The 16,907-nt window shown below is 62.2% G+C and carries 11 protein-coding genes; 4 read left to right on the top strand and 7 right to left on the bottom strand.

Annotated elements, in window-relative coordinates; all coding sequences use genetic code 11:
- Positions 1-1,265 precede the first annotated feature (1,265 nt).
- Genes tal through fgd form a run of 4 tightly spaced genes read left to right on the top strand, consistent with a single transcriptional unit; the run spans position 1,266 to position 6,064 of the window.
- The gene (gene tal / locus ACLIVD_RS42350) at positions 1,266-2,405 is read left to right on the top strand and encodes a transaldolase (RefSeq protein ID WP_491933748.1); all 1,140 of its coding nucleotides are present in this window, start codon (positions 1,266-1,268) and stop codon (positions 2,403-2,405) included.
- Between the two features lies 1 nt (position 2,406).
- On the top strand, positions 2,407-3,426 hold the full coding sequence (gene gnd, locus ACLIVD_RS42345) for a phosphogluconate dehydrogenase (NAD(+)-dependent, decarboxylating) (RefSeq protein WP_491933746.1): 1,020 nt from the start codon (positions 2,407-2,409) through the stop codon (positions 3,424-3,426).
- Positions 3,423-5,060: a glucose-6-phosphate isomerase gene (pgi, locus tag ACLIVD_RS42340; protein ID WP_491933745.1), complete on the top strand. Its 1,638-nt coding sequence runs from the start codon at positions 3,423-3,425 to the stop codon at positions 5,058-5,060. Before gnd ends, pgi begins: the two co-directional genes overlap by 4 nt.
- Positions 5,057-6,064, top strand: a complete 1,008-nt coding sequence (fgd, locus tag ACLIVD_RS42335) for a glucose-6-phosphate dehydrogenase (coenzyme-F420) (protein WP_491933744.1) — start codon at positions 5,057-5,059, stop codon at positions 6,062-6,064. Before pgi ends, fgd begins: the two co-directional genes overlap by 4 nt.
- A gap of 537 nt (positions 6,065-6,601) precedes the next feature.
- Here the strand turns inward: fgd and ACLIVD_RS42330 are convergent.
- The 7 genes from ACLIVD_RS42330 to ACLIVD_RS42300 form a co-directional block, all read right to left on the bottom strand.
- Positions 6,602-7,297 (bottom strand): DUF8020 domain-containing protein, encoded by a 696-nt coding sequence (locus ACLIVD_RS42330; protein WP_491933743.1) that lies wholly within the window; start codon positions 7,295-7,297, stop codon positions 6,602-6,604.
- Between the two features lie 1,231 nt (positions 7,298-8,528).
- Positions 8,529-9,551, bottom strand: coding sequence for an ABC transporter substrate-binding protein (locus ACLIVD_RS42325; protein ID WP_491933742.1), 1,023 nt, complete (start codon positions 9,549-9,551; stop codon positions 8,529-8,531).
- 173 nt (positions 9,552-9,724) lie between these two features.
- Entirely contained in the window at positions 9,725-10,855 is a 1,131-nt protein-coding gene (locus ACLIVD_RS42320) for an ABC transporter ATP-binding protein (RefSeq protein ID WP_491933741.1), read from the bottom strand.
- A 35-nt stretch (positions 10,856-10,890) separates the two neighbouring features.
- On the bottom strand, positions 10,891-12,606 hold the full coding sequence (locus ACLIVD_RS42315) for an ABC transporter permease (RefSeq protein ID WP_491933740.1): 1,716 nt from the start codon (positions 12,604-12,606) through the stop codon (positions 10,891-10,893).
- A 758-nt stretch (positions 12,607-13,364) separates the two neighbouring features.
- Positions 13,365-14,363: an NAD(P)H-dependent flavin oxidoreductase gene (locus tag ACLIVD_RS42310; protein ID WP_491933739.1), complete on the bottom strand. Its 999-nt coding sequence runs from the start codon at positions 14,361-14,363 to the stop codon at positions 13,365-13,367.
- Between the two features lie 223 nt (positions 14,364-14,586).
- Positions 14,587-15,660: an MBL fold metallo-hydrolase gene (locus tag ACLIVD_RS42305; protein WP_491933738.1), complete on the bottom strand. Its 1,074-nt coding sequence runs from the start codon at positions 15,658-15,660 to the stop codon at positions 14,587-14,589.
- Positions 15,657-16,904: a CaiB/BaiF CoA transferase family protein gene (locus ACLIVD_RS42300; RefSeq protein WP_491933737.1), complete on the bottom strand. Its 1,248-nt coding sequence runs from the start codon at positions 16,902-16,904 to the stop codon at positions 15,657-15,659. The genes ACLIVD_RS42305 and ACLIVD_RS42300 overlap by 4 nt, the downstream gene beginning before the upstream one ends.
- Positions 16,905-16,907: the final 3 nt, after the last annotated feature.

The following is a 16,907-nucleotide window of genomic DNA, read 5'->3' as shown; positions in this document are numbered from 1 at the left end:
ACACGACGTTACGACACCCTAAAATGCCACCAATAGTCTAACAATCAATAGTCTATACGGCGTTTTTTTGGGTGCAGAATTGGGACGAAACGGACGATGGCCGCGGGCACCGACAAACCGTCAACACGCGAAGCCTCGTCACCACGAGGACGGGAGGCAGCCGCAATCGGCCGCATCCCATCCAGGATACGGCATGACGGAGATGATGCAACGACGGCCAGCCTCACACCCATCGCCATGCACGCGCGGACTCAAAGCTGAGCAAGCACCGCCTTACACTAAGGTGCAGAAGAGAATTAGTCACGAAGAGTGTGACTGAGGCGCATACTTCGGCCGCCGGCGGTATCCCGCGAACAGGGTCGATCCGCCCGGGCGTTGAACGGACTCGACATCGACGACGAACTCGCTCGTGCGTAGTCAACGCCTGCGGCACACAGCCCGCACAAACCGTATCCACCCCTCGGGCCTCCCCTGCGCACCACGCGCAGTAGTTGACCATCCGATATTTGCTCTTTAGACTAACTTGCCAGTAGTGCATCCCGCGGCCCCCTGCCTGCGACCGCGAACAAAACAAGATTCACTACGCGAAAAGGCTCGATATGCAGACAGCTGCTGGAAGCGGAGAGGATTGATGCGCACACGAGCGGTACTATCCGAGGCGCCAGGTCGATACGACGTCGTTGGGCTTGCCGTCGACGATCCCCGACGGGGCAAATTGCTCGTGAAGATGGCCACGTCGGGGCCATGCCACTCTGACCATCATGCAGAACAGGATTTGGTAGCGGGCTGCCTTTCCCCTAGCTCGGCGGGCACGAGGGCGCTGAGATGAAGAATGGCGGTCCGGACACACCTCGGCTTGAACCTGGCGACCATGTCGTCTTCTCATCCCTGCCCCGTTGCGGTAAGCGCCGATTGTGTTCGCCTGGACGCCAGAATCCGTGCGGCTACGGGGCTACCTTGCAGCCATAGGTGCAGTGAATTTCCCAGCGCCTTCAAGGCGTCCGGACTGCAGCGACACGGTCAGATGTCGACGCCGATCTGGCCGCACTTACCTAGCGCATCGTGCCGTCGTTCAGTCGAACGCGCGCGTCCGGTCTCCTGGTGTGAATCCGTGCCCACACGCAAGCCACACATGAAGGGGGCGAAATCAGATGAGACCACAAAGCTGTTGCTGGCGTGGATATCAACGGATCGGAGATGCAGCATTGCATGCAACGTGTTGCGGCTTCGCGACTTCCACCCTTCCGCAAATTGGAAAGGATTCTATGAATAACTCGCTACAGCAGCTGGCCGATGAGGGTGTCGCCGTATGGTTGGACGACTTAAGTCGGTCGCGGTTGGAGTCGGGCAACCTCGCGGAGTTGGTGCGCGGCCAGGGTGTGCGAGGGGTGACCACCAATCCATCGATCTTTCACTCGGCAATTACCGGCGGAGCTTCGTATGACGATCTTCTTGCCGAGCTGACTCGATTCCGAATGCTTCCGACGGAAGCGGTGCGGCTGATCACGTGCCAGGACGTGCGGGCGGCGTGCGACGTGTTGCGGCGGGTTCACGACGAATCTGACGGGCTCGATGGTTGGGTGTCGATCGAGGTGGATCCGCGTCTGGCGTATGACGCAGTGGGTAGTGCGGCGGAGGCGCGTCTACTGAGGTGGATGGTCGATCGACCAAATGTGATGATCAAGATCCCAGGCACCGTGGAATGTTTGCCAGCCGTCACTGCGTGCCTAGCGGAGGGGATCAGCGTCAACGTGACCTTGATCTTTTCGGTGGAGCGGTACGAGGCGGTGATGCAGGCATACATCGACGGCATCGAACAGGCCCGTAACGCCGGACTCGATCTCCATGAAATCGCGTCGGTGGCGTCGTTCTTCATCAGCCGGGTGGACGGCGAGGTCGATCAGCGCCTGGATTTGCTGGGCACGAAGAAGGCGCGCGCGCTCCGCGGTCACGCCGCGATCGCGAACGCGCGCCTGGCCTACGAGCGTCACGAGCGGATGTTCTCCTCGCAGCGATGGCAAATGCTGTCCGAGGCCGGAGCAAGGCCTCAGCGGCCCCTGTGGGCATCGACCGGTGTGAAGGATCCTTCCTATGACGACACACGGTACGTAACCGACCTTGTGGCGCCGGGCACTGTGAACACCATGCCCGAGGCGACGCTGAAGGCCGTTGCTGACCACGGGGAGGTTCGTGGGAACCGAGTGAGCGGCACGTACGCCGAGGCACGTCGGGTCTTCAAGGAGCTGGCCTCAATAGGGGTCGAATACACCGACGTGGTCACCGTTCTCGAGCGCGAGGGAATCACGAAATTTCAAGACTCATGGCGTGCCCTGCTCGATGAGGTCAGAAGCATACTCACGCCGCTCCGTGGTCACGAATTATATTGCGATGGAGAGGAACTCTGACATGCAGCTCGGGATGGTTGGGGCAGGCAGGATGGGCGCAAATCTGGCCCGCAGGTTGCTGCGTGCCGGGCACCAGGTTGTGATGTACGACAGCGATCGAGCTGCGGTTGCGAACTTGGAGACCGAGGGCTCGGTCACCGCGAGGTCGCTCATGGATTTGATTGCCCGGCTCGAGCCGCCGCGCGCCGTGTGGGTGATGGTGCCCGCGGCGGCGACCGGGTCCGTGGTCGATGAGGTCGCGGCCGCAATGGATGTCGACGACGTGATCGTCGATGGTGGGAATTCCCACTACCGCGATGGTGTGCTGCAGGCCGGCGCGCTCGCCGAACGGGGCATCCACTTTCTGGACGTGGGTACCAGTGGCGGAGTGCACGGCCTTGAGCGCGGCTACTGTCTGATGATCGGCGGCGACGAGATCGCGGTTAAGCGTCTGGACCCGGTCTTTCAGGCGCTTGCGCCTGGCGTCGATGCGGCGACGCGGACGCTGGGTGCGGAGGGCATGACGAGTGCAGCCGAATGCGGCTACCTGCATTGCGGGCCGGCAGGCGCGGGGCACTTCGTGAAGATGGTGCACAATGGAATTGAGTACGGTCAGATGGCAGCGCTGGCGGAGGGGCTCGCGATTCTGCGCGGTGCCAACATCGGGGCTGTATCGAGGGAGGCCGATGCGGAGACCGCGCCTCTGGCCGACGCCGCGGCCTACCGATACGACCTAAACGTCGCAGAGATCGCCGAGCTGTGGCGCCGCGGCAGCGTAATCGGTTCCTGGTTGCTGGATCTCACCGCCGCCGCGCTCCGAACTGATCCCGAGCTGTCCGGGTACTCCGGTCGAGTCTCCGATTCCGGTGAGGGACGCTGGGTCGTCCAGGCTGCCGTCGACGAAGGCGTACCTGCCTATGTGCTCACCGCTGCACTGTACGAGCGGTTCAGCTCGCGTCGCGAGGGCGAGTACGGCGACAGGGCACTTTCCGCGATGCGCCATGCGTTCGGCGGCCATCAGGAGAAAGCGACCAGCCGATGATGCTCACGTCGACGCCGGAATGGCGGGCGCTTCAGGAGCATCATCGTTCGATCGACACGGTGCACCTGCGTGAACTGTTTGACGCCGATTCCCAGCGGGGGACGAAACTCAGCGCCGAGCACGACGGTCTCTACCTCGACTACTCGAAACAGCGGATCACCCCCGAGACCCTGAATCTACTGGCGAGGCTGGCAGATGCAGCTGGGCTCGGCGAGGCGATCGACGCGATGTTCGCCGGCAAATCGATCAACGTCACCGAACGTCGGCCGGTCTTGCACACTGCGCTGCGTAGCCCGGCCGGTTCCTTCCTCCCCGTCGACGGGCATGACGTGATACCGGGGGTGCACGCGGTCCTCGACCGGATGAGCGTGTTCGCACAGCAAGTGCGGCTCGGAGACTGGCGCGGATTTACCGGCCACCGCATTCGCACCGTGATCAACATCGGTATCGGAGGTTCCGATCTCGGACCCGCCATGGCCTGTAGTGCCCTCCGTCACGTCGCCGATCCTCGCCTCGAGGTGCGGTTCATATCGAATGTCGACGGAGCTGACATCACGACCGCGTTGCGCGGGCTCGACCCCCAGGAAACGCTGTTCGTCGTCTCGTCGAAGACGTTCAGCACGATCGAGACGCTCACCAATGCGGAGACCGCCCGTCGCTGGCTGCTTGAATCGTTGAGCGACTCCTCTGCGGTCCGTGACCACTTCGTGGCGGTATCTACCAATGCAGCCGCGGTAGAGGCATTCGGAATCGCCAGAGAGAACATGTTCGAGTTCTGGGACTGGGTCGGCGGGCGCTTTTCCGTTCATTCCTCGATAGGGCTGTCATTGATGGTCGCGATTGGCCCGCAGCACTTCCGCGACATGCTCGCTGGTGCGCATTCCATGGATCGGCACTTCCGTAGTACTCCGATTCGCAACAACCTGCCAGCCCTCCTAGGCTTGTTGGGCATTTGGAACCGAAATTTCCTCGGGGCGCAGACTCACGCAGTATTGCCCTACGATCACCGGCTGGCCACGTTCCCCGCTTACCTCCAGCAGCTGGAAATGGAAAGTAACGGAAAGTCGGTCGACGGATACGGCAAACCGGTTCCCGTCGACACAGCACCCATCGTGTGGGGTGCGCCCGGCACCAACGGCCAACACGCGTTCTTCCAACTCTTGCACCAGGGCACCACCCTCGTTCCGTGCGACTTCATTGGAACACTCGAACCTGCACATGATTTAGATACCCACCAGGATCTCTTGATGGCGAATCTCTTTGCACAAACACAAGCGCTGGCCTTCGGCAAAACAGCAGAGCAAACTTGTCACGACGGTGTCGCTCGCGAACAGGTTCCTCACCGAACGTTTCCCGGCAATCGTCCATCCTCTACGATCCTGATCGAGCGGCTCACACCCTATGCACTGGGCCAGATGATCGCTTTGTACGAACACAAGGTCTTCACTCAGGGCTGGATCTGGGGTATCGACTCGTTCGATCAGTGGGGCGTCGAACTAGGTAAAACCCTGGCCAGCCAGATTTTCGATCAATTGCGTTCTACCACCGCGGCCGTTGACCCAGGGTTGGATAGCTCGACTAGCACGCTGATGTCACGCTACCGCCAGTTCAGACGAGAGGGACTCCACGCATGAGTATCAGGTTGGGCTACAAGGCCTCAGCTGAGCAGTTCGGCCCGCGGGAGTTAGTGGAATTAGCGGTGCTGGCAGAGGCGCACGGGATGGACTCCGCCACGGTCAGCGACCATTTTCAACCGTGGCGACACACGGGTGGGCACGCGCCGTTCTCGTTGGCGTGGATGACCGCAGTCGGCGAGCGCACCACCACGCTGCAGTTGGGAACGTCAGTGATGACCCCGACGTTCCGATACAGTCCCGCGGTAATCGCCCAGGCGTTCGCGACGATGGGCCAGCTCTACCCGGGCCGGATCATGCTGGGCGTCGGAACCGGTGAAGCCCTCAACGAGATCGCCACCGGATACCGCGGCAGCTGGCCGGATTTCAAGGAGCGTTTCGCTAGGTTGCGCGAGGCGGTGCAACTGATACGCGCTTTGTGGAGTGGCGAGCGAACCGACTTCGAGGGCGAGTACTACCGAACCGTTGGCGCATCGATCTACGACGTGCCCGCCGACGGCATCCCGGTATACATCGCAGCCGGCGGTCCGGTGGTGGCGCGGTATGCGGGCCGGGCCGGGGACGGGTTTATCTGCACCTCCGGCAAGGGCATGGACCTCTACACCGAGAAGCTGATGCCGGCAGTAGCCGAGGGTGCAGCGAAGGCCGGGCGGGATGTGAACCAAATCGACAAGATGATCGAGATCAAAATTTCGTACGACACCGATCCGGAGCAGGCCCTGGAAAACACCCGGTTCTGGGCGCCGCTGTCACTTACGGCCGAGCAGAAGCACTCAATCGACGATCCGATCGAGATGGAACGCGCCGCGGATGAGTTGCCGATAGAGCAAATCGCCAAGCGCTGGATCGTCGCCTCGGATCCGGATGAGGCCGTGGCGCAGGTCAAGGCGTATGTCGACGCTGGGCTGAACCACCTAGTGTTTCATGCGCCCGGCCATGACCAGCGGCGATTTCTCACTCTGTTTGAGCGCGACCTCGCACCGCGGCTGCGTGCCCTGGCGTAGCCCTCCGCCGGGGAATCGGGATACACCGAATAATCACAGCACGATCGAGTGAAAACACTCGGCGCACTCGATCGTGCTGGGCGGCCTGAGACGCATCCGATTCCCCGCCATTGTGTTTACCGACTGTACTAAGTGTTTCGGCATGGCCTGGTTGTCGACGGGCGTCCCCGTTCTGGTTCAGGGTCGGGCCAAGGGATAGAGTGGAGAACCTGGCACTTCTCGTCATTCTCCGGACGAGAACTCAAGATTGGTGGTCATTCGAGTTTCGCTTCCCCGCCCACGGCAACGGCACTGCCCTGCTGGCAGTCGATGGTCGCTGATGTGATTGCGGAGTGATGCAATCCATTAGCGGGTTGTCGGCTACCTTCGTAGCCGCCACTCCTTGATGAGCACCTCTGGGATCGTACGTCGCCGCCGATTAGCCGACATAGCAGTCATCCGTCTGAAATGGCGGTTGTCCGTCAAGCCGAATGACGACATGCCAATGGCCCGTGCCTTTCTGGCGACGGGCCATTGACTTCTGGGGTCGGTGATGTGCTACTTCTTGGGCGCCGGCGGCGCGTTCAGCAGCTGCATGAACTGCGGCGCATTCGCCAGAGCGGATCCAAGTCCTCCGATTGCGGTGCCGGCCAGCCCGGTGCCCGCGCCGAGGAGGAGCGCGCCGCCGATGCACCCGGCGATCGGGCCTGCTCCGAAGAGCATGGCTGCCGGTGCGGAGACGATACCACCGGCGATGGCTCCGAGCACGCAGCCACCGACGAGACCTGCTGCGGCACCGAGGAAGCCCCCGATCGCGGAGGTCAACATGATGGGTGGTTGCACGGCGCCGACTGCGGCGGGAAGGTCGACGTCGTGGAGGCCACGGTAGTTGGGCACCGGTGTCGCGGCGGCAGGATCGGTGTTTGTGGTCAGGACCGCGGTGTTGCCGGAGACCTGCGCTGAGACGGGGTGGGCCGTGCCGTCGACGGCGAGTGCCAGCGGTACGGTTTCGAGTATGTCTCCTTGGTTGTTGCGGACGACGAGGTGGTTGCCTTCGGCGGCCAATCTTCCGGAGGCGGTCTGGACGATAACGCGGTTTCCGTCGCGGTTGACGGTCCAGCCCACCCCTTGCTGGACAGTTTGGATGCTCGCGGGAGCATCGATTGCCATGGGTGTGGCTTGGGCAGTGTTCGCAGTGACGCTAAGTGCCGCGATCGCAAGAATAGCGGTGACGGCGGGTTTGCGAATTGTCATGTTGGGACTGACTCGTTTCTGGAAGTGTAGAACAGGAGTATGGCTTGGCGAGAGCATCTACGTGACCGCGGATCGAGATCTCGGAACTGGCTCAGGGTGTTCCGATAAGTCGTTTCAGACTCCTTGTTGATGAAGCCCTGCAATTGCCCGCGCATCTCACGGGGCGATTGTCACGGTTCGGTAGGTGTCTGATTCGGCACGGTTTGATGCGAACATTGAGGGAAGTGCACTGCGCGCTGGCGGGCCTCGCTACTTCACCAGCCTCGGGGTCGCAGAGTGCTCTGCGTTATAGTGGCTCTTCGTTGGTCCATGTCGGACAGGTCCCTCCAGTCGAATCCTCGGTCTGCCTTGGACGTCGACGGTCGGAGTAGTCGATCGCGAACTTGATCGCGTCGGCGGTGACCGTGGCGAGCAGGACGTGGTCCCCGAAACACTCCGATGGCATTCGCTCGAGCAGTGATTGCTTCCGGCATTGAACACGCTCGTGGCCTGATCGCCCGGGAAGCTCGAGCTTGAACTATCGACTGCCATACCGCGCTCCACCGATCAAGATTCGTTCGGCCACACCGGCCCGTTGTCTCACGCTCACAGTTCACAGTTGAGCTCGTGACGAAGAGTCTGCCTCCGGTTCCGATCCGGGTCAGATTCCAGCCGTTGCGACCGGCGCTCCCGGAGGTCCCGGCAGGTACGCCACAGATACGTGGTTCCAGCGTTCGGAGTGCCACTTGACCTTAACTATCTGCACCTCCCCTACGAAGTCGCCCGCGTCATTGGCCCGGAGCGCGACGGCCTCGCGGATGTACGCGTCGGTGGAGCTGCGGGATAGTTGGGCAGGTACATACATTTCCAGCGGTCTCCACCCTTCGGTCATCGGTTGCCGCTGCATATCGTGAACAATCTGCGCTGCTTTATTCTTGACATTGTGTGTGTCGCCACCGCTTTTTGCTCTTCTTGGGTATTGGACCGGCGGGCATGCCTGCCCGCTCTGGAGAACAGGGCGTTGAACGGCGTGTAATGGATAACACCCGATCGACCGGAGCGTCTCGCGAGATCGGCTCCGGCGGCCGGTCGATCAGGTATGTTGCGCCGAGCCCGATGAGCTAATGGTTGCTCGTAGATCCGACTCCGGCTCGGAGCCATTTCATGCAATTCTCACCCGCGGACACGATGGGACCGCCATCCGTTCGCACCCATGCGTGTTCTCAGGGTTGGCGTCGCTCCGTCGAGTTCTTCATCGGCGGAAATACTTCGAGAATGTCGCGTCCCACTCGGCAACTACGTCGGGCGGGAATCGTGACGAATCGAACATGGTGTAGCCGGTGAGGTCCAGTACACCTCCACCGATCTGTGCCCCCAAGGCGCTCCCCGCCAGACCGTGTCCGTTCATGGCGATCTGCCCGGTCGGCGACATGAGAAAGTCCATGAATACCCGGGCGGCGTTGACGCGCTGCGAATTCTTGACTGCTGAGGCGTAGAACGCTGAGGCGTAGCCACCGGGGGGGCTCACGTACTTGATCGGGGCGCCCTGTGCAATCAGCTCGTCTGCCTGGGATGGAGACAATCCGTCGGCGACTCCGATCTCGCCGGATGCGATGGCCTGGACCGTCGGGATGGACGAGGGATAGAACTTCGGCTCCAGATCTCCGAGGTCCTTCAGAAGTCCCTCGCCGAATTTGTCCTTGAGAAAAGCGTAGTAACCAGCCGTGGACACGGTCATCTTGCCCGTGTCGCGGATTCCGTATTCGCCGGATTTCGCGGCCTTCGGGATATCGGTCCAGGTGGTGAAGCCTTTGGGAAAGGTGTTTGTATTCCATACGATTGAACCCTGGGGCGCGACCGTCGCGGCGAAGGCCTTGTTGTCGATCGGAGGAAGGTCGCCCGTCACCTTCGTGGTGTTAGGTCCATCGATGGTTGCCCATTTGTCTGCGTACGTCTCGAACCATTGGGACTCGGGCCGTATGAACACATCACCTCCGTTGAGGCCACCCTTGATCTCGGACTCCATCCTGGCGTACAGCTCTGCCCCACCACGCGTCTGGACGACCCTGATGTTGGGGTACTCCTTGTTGAACTCCTTGATCACGGCCTCCATCTGTTGAGGAGCAGCCACGTGATAGATGTTGACAGAGCCCTCTTGGTTGGCAGCGTCGACAACCTGATCCCAGCTACCGGTGACCGGGCCGGTGCCGGTGCCGGTTCCTGGGTTGCCACCGCAGGCCGCCAATCCGACGGCGGTCAGGACAATGGCGAGCACCCCCCTTCCGACTCTCTTCCTCGAGCTCGACATGATGTCTCCTATCTGCTTGCGTGCCTGAGCTTGTCCGGGCAAGCGCTAGTTGGTCTGGTATTGCATAGTCGCGTTTAATAAAGTTGGTAATACAACTTTATTGGAGTCGAATGTTGCTGAGCTGCGGACTTTCGATTCCCTCAGCGCGGCACTCGGAGCCCGGCCTGGTCGTAAAGTACCGCCGATCGGGGATCAATCCCGAGGTCCACGTGTTCGCCGGGAGACAGGGGGCGGACGTCTCTCGGCATCTGTACGTAGATGACCGTGCTAGCGAGTTGGATCATGTACTCGAGAGTGTCTCCACCAGGGAGTACCTCGACTACCTTTGCGCCGGCGACCCAGGCGAGCCCGTCTGCCGGATTCTCGGCCGAAGGGCGTCGAATCCGCAGACCATTGGGGCGGGCCCGCAAGGCATACTGTCCTGCGGCGCCCTTAGCGCTGAAGCCGTGCAGCACTGCACCGTCGAGGACGACGTGACCTTCGCGATCGACCTCGATCTCGAGTCTGTTACGGACACCGAGGAATTGGGCAACGTATTCGTTGGCCGGATAGTCGTAGATCTCTTGTGGCGTACCGAGTTGGCTGATTCGGCCGGCTTCCATGACGGCGATCCGGCTGCCAAGTGTCAGCGCCTCCTCCTGGTCGTGGGTGACGTAGATTCCGGTGAAGCCGATCTCGCGGTGCATCAGCCTGAGTTGCGCCCGAAGATCGACGCGTAGCAGGGCGTCGAGGTTGCTCAGCGGCTCGTCCAGCAGCATCAGCGCGGGCTTGGCGGCCATGGCTCGCGCCAGTGAGACACGCTGCTGCTGGCCGCCACTCAGTTCCGGCGGATACCGGTCGGCGAGGTGTCCGCACTGGACGATTTCGAGCACATCTTCGACGCGGCCCGATGCGATCTCAGCGGAGCGTCTGCGGGCGCGTAACGGGTAGGCGACGTTGTTACGCACCGTCATGTGCGGCCATAGCGCGTAGTTCTGGAACACCATGCCGACGTCGCGGCGGTTTGGTTGTACGAAGATTCTCTCCGCGGCGTTGCTAACCACCTCACCGGTTAGGGTGATCTGCCCCGTCGTGGGTTGCTCGAGGCCGACTATGGTGCGCAAGAGGGTGGTCTTGCCGCAGCCGCTAGGCCCGAGCAGTACCAGCAGCTCACCTTGTTCGACGTCGAGGTTGACCTCGCGCAAGGCATGCACTGTTTCGCGACGCCGTCGTTTGAAAGTTTTCGTCACGTTCTTGATCGAGACCTGCGGCCGGGCCGCGGATGCGCTCATCGGAATGCCTATCTTTCGTGGCTGTAGTGCTGTGGTCACTTGATTGCCTTGCTGCCGCCGAATGCGAGGGCCACGATCACCCCGATGGCCGTGATCGCAGTCATCACCAGGCCCATGACCGCGACGGCGGGATAGAGTCCGCCCGTGAAGTAGTCGAACAGGGCGACCGACATCACCGTGGTTCCCGGTGCTCGCAGCATGAGGGAGGCGCCGAACTCGTGGATCAGTAGAACGAACACGATCGCGACTCCCGCAACGATTCCCCGTCGAGTGAGCGGCAGAATTACTTGAGCGAAGGTCCGTATCACGCCTCCACCGTTTGCTCTGGATGCCTCGATGGATTCGTTTCCGCATGCGACCAGGCTGGCGAGTTGGTACCGCAGGGCGAAGGGGATCATGATGGTTACGTATGCCGCTACCAGCCCGAGCGGGGATCCGTAGAGTCCGGGAATCTTGGCGTAGGCGAAAAGGAAGCCGAACCCGAACAGAGCTGCTGGGACGCTCAGCGGCAGGCTCGACGCGAGATCGAGGATTGCCGCGATCCATGGGTGGACCGCGTCGCGGTTGGATAGCGTATAGGCGACTAGCATTCCGATCACCGTCACGATGACCACCGCCGCGATCGAAATCGTCAGGCTTGTCCAAATGGCCTGTTCAACATTCGGGTCCTGCAGCACGGTGGTGAAGTTTGCGGTGCTGAGTCCGTCGAACGACAACTCACCGGTCCAGTACTTCGACATCCCCACATGTATAAGAGCGAGGAGAGGCAGGACGGCTGAGATGATCGTGAAGACCGCGACGACAGAACCCGCTGCCAGGTTCGCTGACATGCTTCGTTGTGGCGCCAGAAGGCTTGAGTTTCCGCGCCCGACGAATTTGTGCTTGTTGTTGAGCACACGTCGCTGACCCCAGACGAGTACGACCGCGAGAACCAGCAGAGGCAGTCCGAATGCGGCGCCTAGGGGGAAGTTGACCGGCGGCTCGTTGACGAGGGCATATATGTCGGTGGTCATCACGTCCCAGCCCTCGCGGCGGCCGAGCATGAGTGGCCCGGTGAACTGGCCTAGCGCCAAGAGGAGCACGACTGCGCCGGCATACAAGAAGGTTGGCTTCAACTGCGGCAGAGTCACTCTCAGCAGGGTCCTGATCGGACCGGCGCCATTCACACGGGAAGCCAACGCGTAGTCGCTGCCCATGTCTCGAAGGCCGGTCAGCACAAAGAGGAACACGAACGAGGTGAGGTGGAGTCCGGTGTAGACCACAATCCACAGACCGGTGTACACGTTGATCGGTCCGGATTGCAGCTGGTCGAAGAGAGGGGTTTCGCGTAGCAACCGGTTGACGTAGCCGTTCTCGGGCGAGAACAAGAATATGAATCCGACGACGTGGGCGACGCCGGGAATCAGCATCGGCAGCATGGGCGCGATAGACGCTATCCGGGCCCAGCGCGGAGACATCGAGTGGACACACAACGCCAACACGGTGCCGCACAGCAGCGCGGTTGCGACTGATCCGATACCCAAAATCGCGGTGTGCATGAATATTTCGGCGGATCGGTCGTAGACCATGAGTTCGCGTAGGCCCGCGGCTCCATTGCCGAGAGCCTGATACTCGAGCGGAAGCAATGGCGCGAGAACGAGAGCCAGCACCACGACCGTGAGGGCCACGCCGGGCAACTGCGCGCGGGTACTGCTTCGCAAGGCGACGCCGCGTCGTGGCGTTTCTCGCGTTGTGGAAACTGCCGTGGCCATCCTGTGTTCCTTACTGCAAGGTGTGATGTATGACACGACAGACTCTAGAGATAAACTATCTAGAACACAACTATTGATTTTTGGATTTGTGACTGGTTGGCCTCGGAGTAGGTATTCGCGCTCAGCTCCGAGCGGGTAAACATCAGGTCCGTCCCCGCGTCGAGCGCCTAAGCGCCTGCTTCCTCGACGGGCAAGTCCAGGTGGGCAACCCTTCCGCGTCCCCGAGCCTCTGACTGAAAGCTCACGAGTCTCTCGGCCGATCGCCCGACAGACGGGTGCAACAGGATGGCATCATGGGCGAGCACGTCATCGTGCTTGCGAACTCGACGTCACCGTCCGTGCGCTGAAGGGAGCAACCGATCCGGGCGCTCCCTCCAGCAATTTGAACGATGCGGGATTCTCACACACCAGATTCACGGGCTGTCCCAGCCACCTCACGGACACCAGAAATCTCGGATTGGGCACTTCCGATGCGGTATTCGGCGGAGTCACGTTGGGGAACAAGGAACTGCCATAGCCCGCTCTGCCGGCGCTCGATCTGGAAAGAGCTATTCGAGCGACGGAGGCCAACCCTCGGATCCACGCGCTCACGACGATCCGAGGGGACATCACCGCACGATTACGCGGTAATCCTGGTCGGACATTTGTTCCCGCGTTCTCGATTAGTTCCAATACAATTGGAGCGCACGACGACCAACTTCGGATGGTGGAACGGTCCGTCGGATGCGTCGACGCCACTCCCGCGCCGGGCATGAGGGTCAGTGCTCGCCGACCGCCGACGGGATTCGAGAGTCGAAGGACCCCACAAGTCGACTGGTAACGATCTCTTCGGCCTCGCGCACGATCCGCGCAATCAACGCTTCACAGGTCGGGATATCGCGAATGAGGCCCTGCACCATGCCAACCGACCAAATGCCGTAGTCGAGGTCGCCGGTCTCGTAGACCTTGACACCGCGCGCTCCGGACACAAGGTCCTTGATATCGGCGAAAGCGGCGCCTTGGGAAAGCTGCGACACGACCTGTCGCGACACCGCGTTGTCCGCAACTCTCGCCGTGTTGCGGAGCTGACGGAAGATCAGCTGCGTGTCCCTCTCCCCCGCCGCGACGATCCGCTCCTTGACGTTCTGATGAATCTCAGACTCCACGGTGCACATGAACCTCGTGCCCATGTTGATGCCCTCCGCTCCGAGTGCCAGCGCAGCAACGAGACCGCGAGCGTCAGCGAATCCGCCGGAGGCAAGAAACGGAATATCGATAGCGTCTGCCGCTGCGGGGAGGAGAACGAGACCCGGGATGTCGTCTTCACCCGGGTGGCCGGCACATTCGAAGCCGTCGATGCTCAGCGCGTCGACACCCAGCTCCTGCGCCTTGAGGCCATGCCGGACGCTGGTGCATTTGTGGATCACCTTGATGCCGTGTGCGTGGAAATGCTCGAGGTGTTCCACCGGGTTCGCACCAGCCGTTTCGACGAACGGGACATCCTCGTCAATGATGACCTGCCGGTACTCGGCATAGGGCGGCGGCTCAATGGTCGGCAGAATAGTCAGATTGACGCCGAACGGCTTGTCCGTCATCTGCCGGCACCGTCGGATCTCCGCCCGTAGGTCCTCAGGGGTCGGCTGTGTCAGCGCTGTGATGAATCCCAATCCGCCTGCATTCGCGACCGCCGCGACGAGGGGGGCTCGACCGACCCACTGCATCCCTCCTTGTACAACGGGATGGTCGATACCGAAAAGCTCCGTGATACGTGTGCGCATGTGCCTGCTCCTACCGCACCGCGCGATCAGCGACGGCGCTTTGGGTTGATCGTTAGAGACTTCGCCGCGGAGAAAGCCGCTGCCCGCGACGTTCGCCTCGAGAGAGGTGAGCTACCTCCGAGTTGTCGTACAGCCCCGCTTGTAGTCGAAAACGACCAGCCATAGTCCAACTCGTTGGATTTGTTGCTTCCTTTGCCGGGACTTCGTTGGCCACGCTGCTCGGTTATCGAGCGGCGTAGGTCAGCTGCGCCCCCCCGTTCGCCGAGTGGCAGGTCGCATCTCCTTGCTCGACGAGCAGGTTTAGGTGGGCGACCGTCTCCGCGACCGCGAGCATCTGGCTGAAGGTGTCGAGCTGATCGAGGTGCTTCTCGTGTCGGGTCCACCGCAGCTTGTCCGCGATCTCGAACGCGCGGGTCCCTCGCTTCCCCGCCGCTTCGAGAGTCTGGTTCAACCTGGTGGCATGATGCTCGAGCAGCTCATCGATGCGTGCATGCGCGCTCGCCGTCACCGGTCCATGCGCGGGGAGGAGCAACCGATCCGGGCGCTCCCTCAGTAGCTTCAACGATGCAAGGTATTCCCGCAGCGGGTTCACGGGTGGGTCGGGCTCGAACCCGATCGAGGGAGTGATGAACGGAAGGACGTGATCGCCGGAGAAGAGTAGGTCAGATGCTTCGTCCACGAATACGAAGTGCCCGCTGGTGTGGCCGGGCGTGGGGACGGCAGTCAAGGCACGGTCGCCCACTTCGATGGTCGTCTCGTCGACCAGCCAGACGTCCGGATCTTCCCAGACCGTCGAATCTCGGCCGTCGTCATCTATAGCGGCCACCTCGCGTGCCAGGCGCGAGGCGCCGTGCTGTTCCATCAGAGGTACGTAGTTCTCGAAGGAGCGCGAGGCGGGTTTTGCCGCCCAATGAAGTGTGGCGCGCTCGTTCTCGCCGAGGTACACGCGAGCCTGGTTGTCGCGGCGCAGTGTGACGGCCCCGGTGTAATGGTCCCGGTGCGCGTGCGTGACCAGGATCTGGCTGACATCTGCGACGGAGCCGTCCAACTCGTGGAGCGCGGCGTCCAATGCCGTCCGCGCCTCGTCGACCGCCCAGCCACCGTCGACCATCGTCAGCCCATTCGGGGTGTCGATGAGGTAGACGTTGACCGCCACGAGTCCGTCACTCGGCATCGGGAGGGGAACCCGCCAGATACCGGATGAGACTTCTTCAGGTCCAGCCTGAGACCAGCGTGAGCGGTCGGCGTCGAGCAGGCTGGGAGCGTCGTATTGCGGTACACACTGTTTGTGCGTCACGCCCCCACCTCCTGCGCGGAGACGCCGTACTTCCCACGGAGTGTGCCGCTGGCCTCCAAGGATTCGATCTCGTCGATGGTGTAGCCGGCCTCGCGGAGCACCTCGGTGTTGTGCTCGCCCATCATCGGCGCCTGTCGTCGCACGCTCGTCGGCGTGCCGGAGAACCGGGCTGGCGACGGGATGCTCCGGTATTTTCCGGCAACCGGATGCTCGTCGACGGGCAGGCGTTGGACCAGGTCGTCCAAGGTCGCCACCTCGGTCGCGGGGATCTTGTGCTCACGGCAGAGTTGTAGCCACTCGGCTGTCGTCCGGTTGGGCGCCATCGCATGGACCTCCGCATAGAGGAAGTCCGCGTTGGCAATCCGGCTCCGCCCGTCGCGATAACGTGGGTCGCCGACGAGTTCACTGCGCCCGCCGTAGTTGAACAGGTCGTCGTAGTGGCGCTCTGAATAGGGCAGGATGTGGATCCAGCCGTCCGCTGTGCGCTGTGGGCGCCGGTTGGGGGTCAGGATTCGCGGGTAGCCCGCCGGACCGCGAGTGGTCTCGGAGATCGCGGCAGCGCCGTGCTCGACCAGGGTGAATGCCGACATCGCGTCCACCATCGGCAGCTCGATCTGCTGCCCCTGGCCGGTGCGTTCACGGGCGAAGAGTGCGGCGATGATCGAGTAGGCCATCACGTAGCCACAGACCTTGTCCGCAAGGATCGTGGGCGCCAGCGTCGGCGCTCCGGTCTGGAGGCGCGCCGCGTCGGCGATGCCGGTGGCCGCCTGGATCACGTCGTCATAGGCGGGCTCCTCCGCCTCCGGCGAGTCCGACGGGTAGCCCGCGGCCCGGCAGAAGACGATGTCGGGGCGCACGGCGCGCAGCGCCTCGTAGTCGAGCCCGAGCCGCTGGAGGGGGCCGGGCCGCAGGTTCGTCACGAAAACGTCTGCTGTACTGGCGATCCGGAGCAGAACCTCCCGGCCGGCGGGGTCCTTCAGGTTGACGCTCACATTCCGCTTGTTCCGCAGGATGTTGAGCGCGATGCCCGACAACTGCGGATGCGGGCCCGCGCTCATGAAGCGGTTCGTCTCGCCGCCCGCCGCCTCGAACGTGATCACGTCAGCGCCCAGGTCACCCAGGACCTGGGTGGCGAGCGGTCCCATGATGACACTGGTCAGGTCGACCACACGGACACCGTGCAAGGGACCGCCGACCGTGTCTCCCGGGTGCTCCCCTGCTGTTGATCCATTCTGTGTGTTCATGGC

The sequence above is a fragment of the Rhodococcus sp. G6(2025) genome (assembly GCF_058628105.1).
This window is presented reverse-complemented; position numbering and strand designations above follow the sequence as displayed.

Excerpts from the sequence above, each read along its gene's own strand:
- tal (WP_491933748.1), top strand. The coding sequence starts at position 1,266 with ATGAATAACTCGCTACAGCAGCTGGCCGATGAGGGTGTCGCCGTATGG.
- gnd (WP_491933746.1), top strand. The coding sequence starts at position 2,407 with ATGCAGCTCGGGATGGTTGGGGCAGGCAGGATGGGCGCAAATCTGGCC.
- pgi (WP_491933745.1), top strand. The coding sequence starts at position 3,423 with ATGATGCTCACGTCGACGCCGGAATGGCGGGCGCTTCAGGAGCATCAT.
- fgd (WP_491933744.1), top strand. The coding sequence starts at position 5,057 with ATGAGTATCAGGTTGGGCTACAAGGCCTCAGCTGAGCAGTTCGGCCCG.
- ACLIVD_RS42330 (WP_491933743.1), bottom strand. The coding sequence starts at position 7,297 with ATGACAATTCGCAAACCCGCCGTCACCGCTATTCTTGCGATCGCGGCA.
- ACLIVD_RS42320 (WP_491933741.1), bottom strand. The coding sequence starts at position 10,855 with ATGAGCGCATCCGCGGCCCGGCCGCAGGTCTCGATCAAGAACGTGACG.
- ACLIVD_RS42315 (WP_491933740.1), bottom strand. The coding sequence starts at position 12,606 with ATGGCCACGGCAGTTTCCACAACGCGAGAAACGCCACGACGCGGCGTC.
- ACLIVD_RS42310 (WP_491933739.1), bottom strand. The coding sequence starts at position 14,363 with ATGCGCACACGTATCACGGAGCTTTTCGGTATCGACCATCCCGTTGTA.
- ACLIVD_RS42300 (WP_491933737.1), bottom strand. The coding sequence starts at position 16,904 with ATGAACACACAGAATGGATCAACAGCAGGGGAGCACCCGGGAGACACG.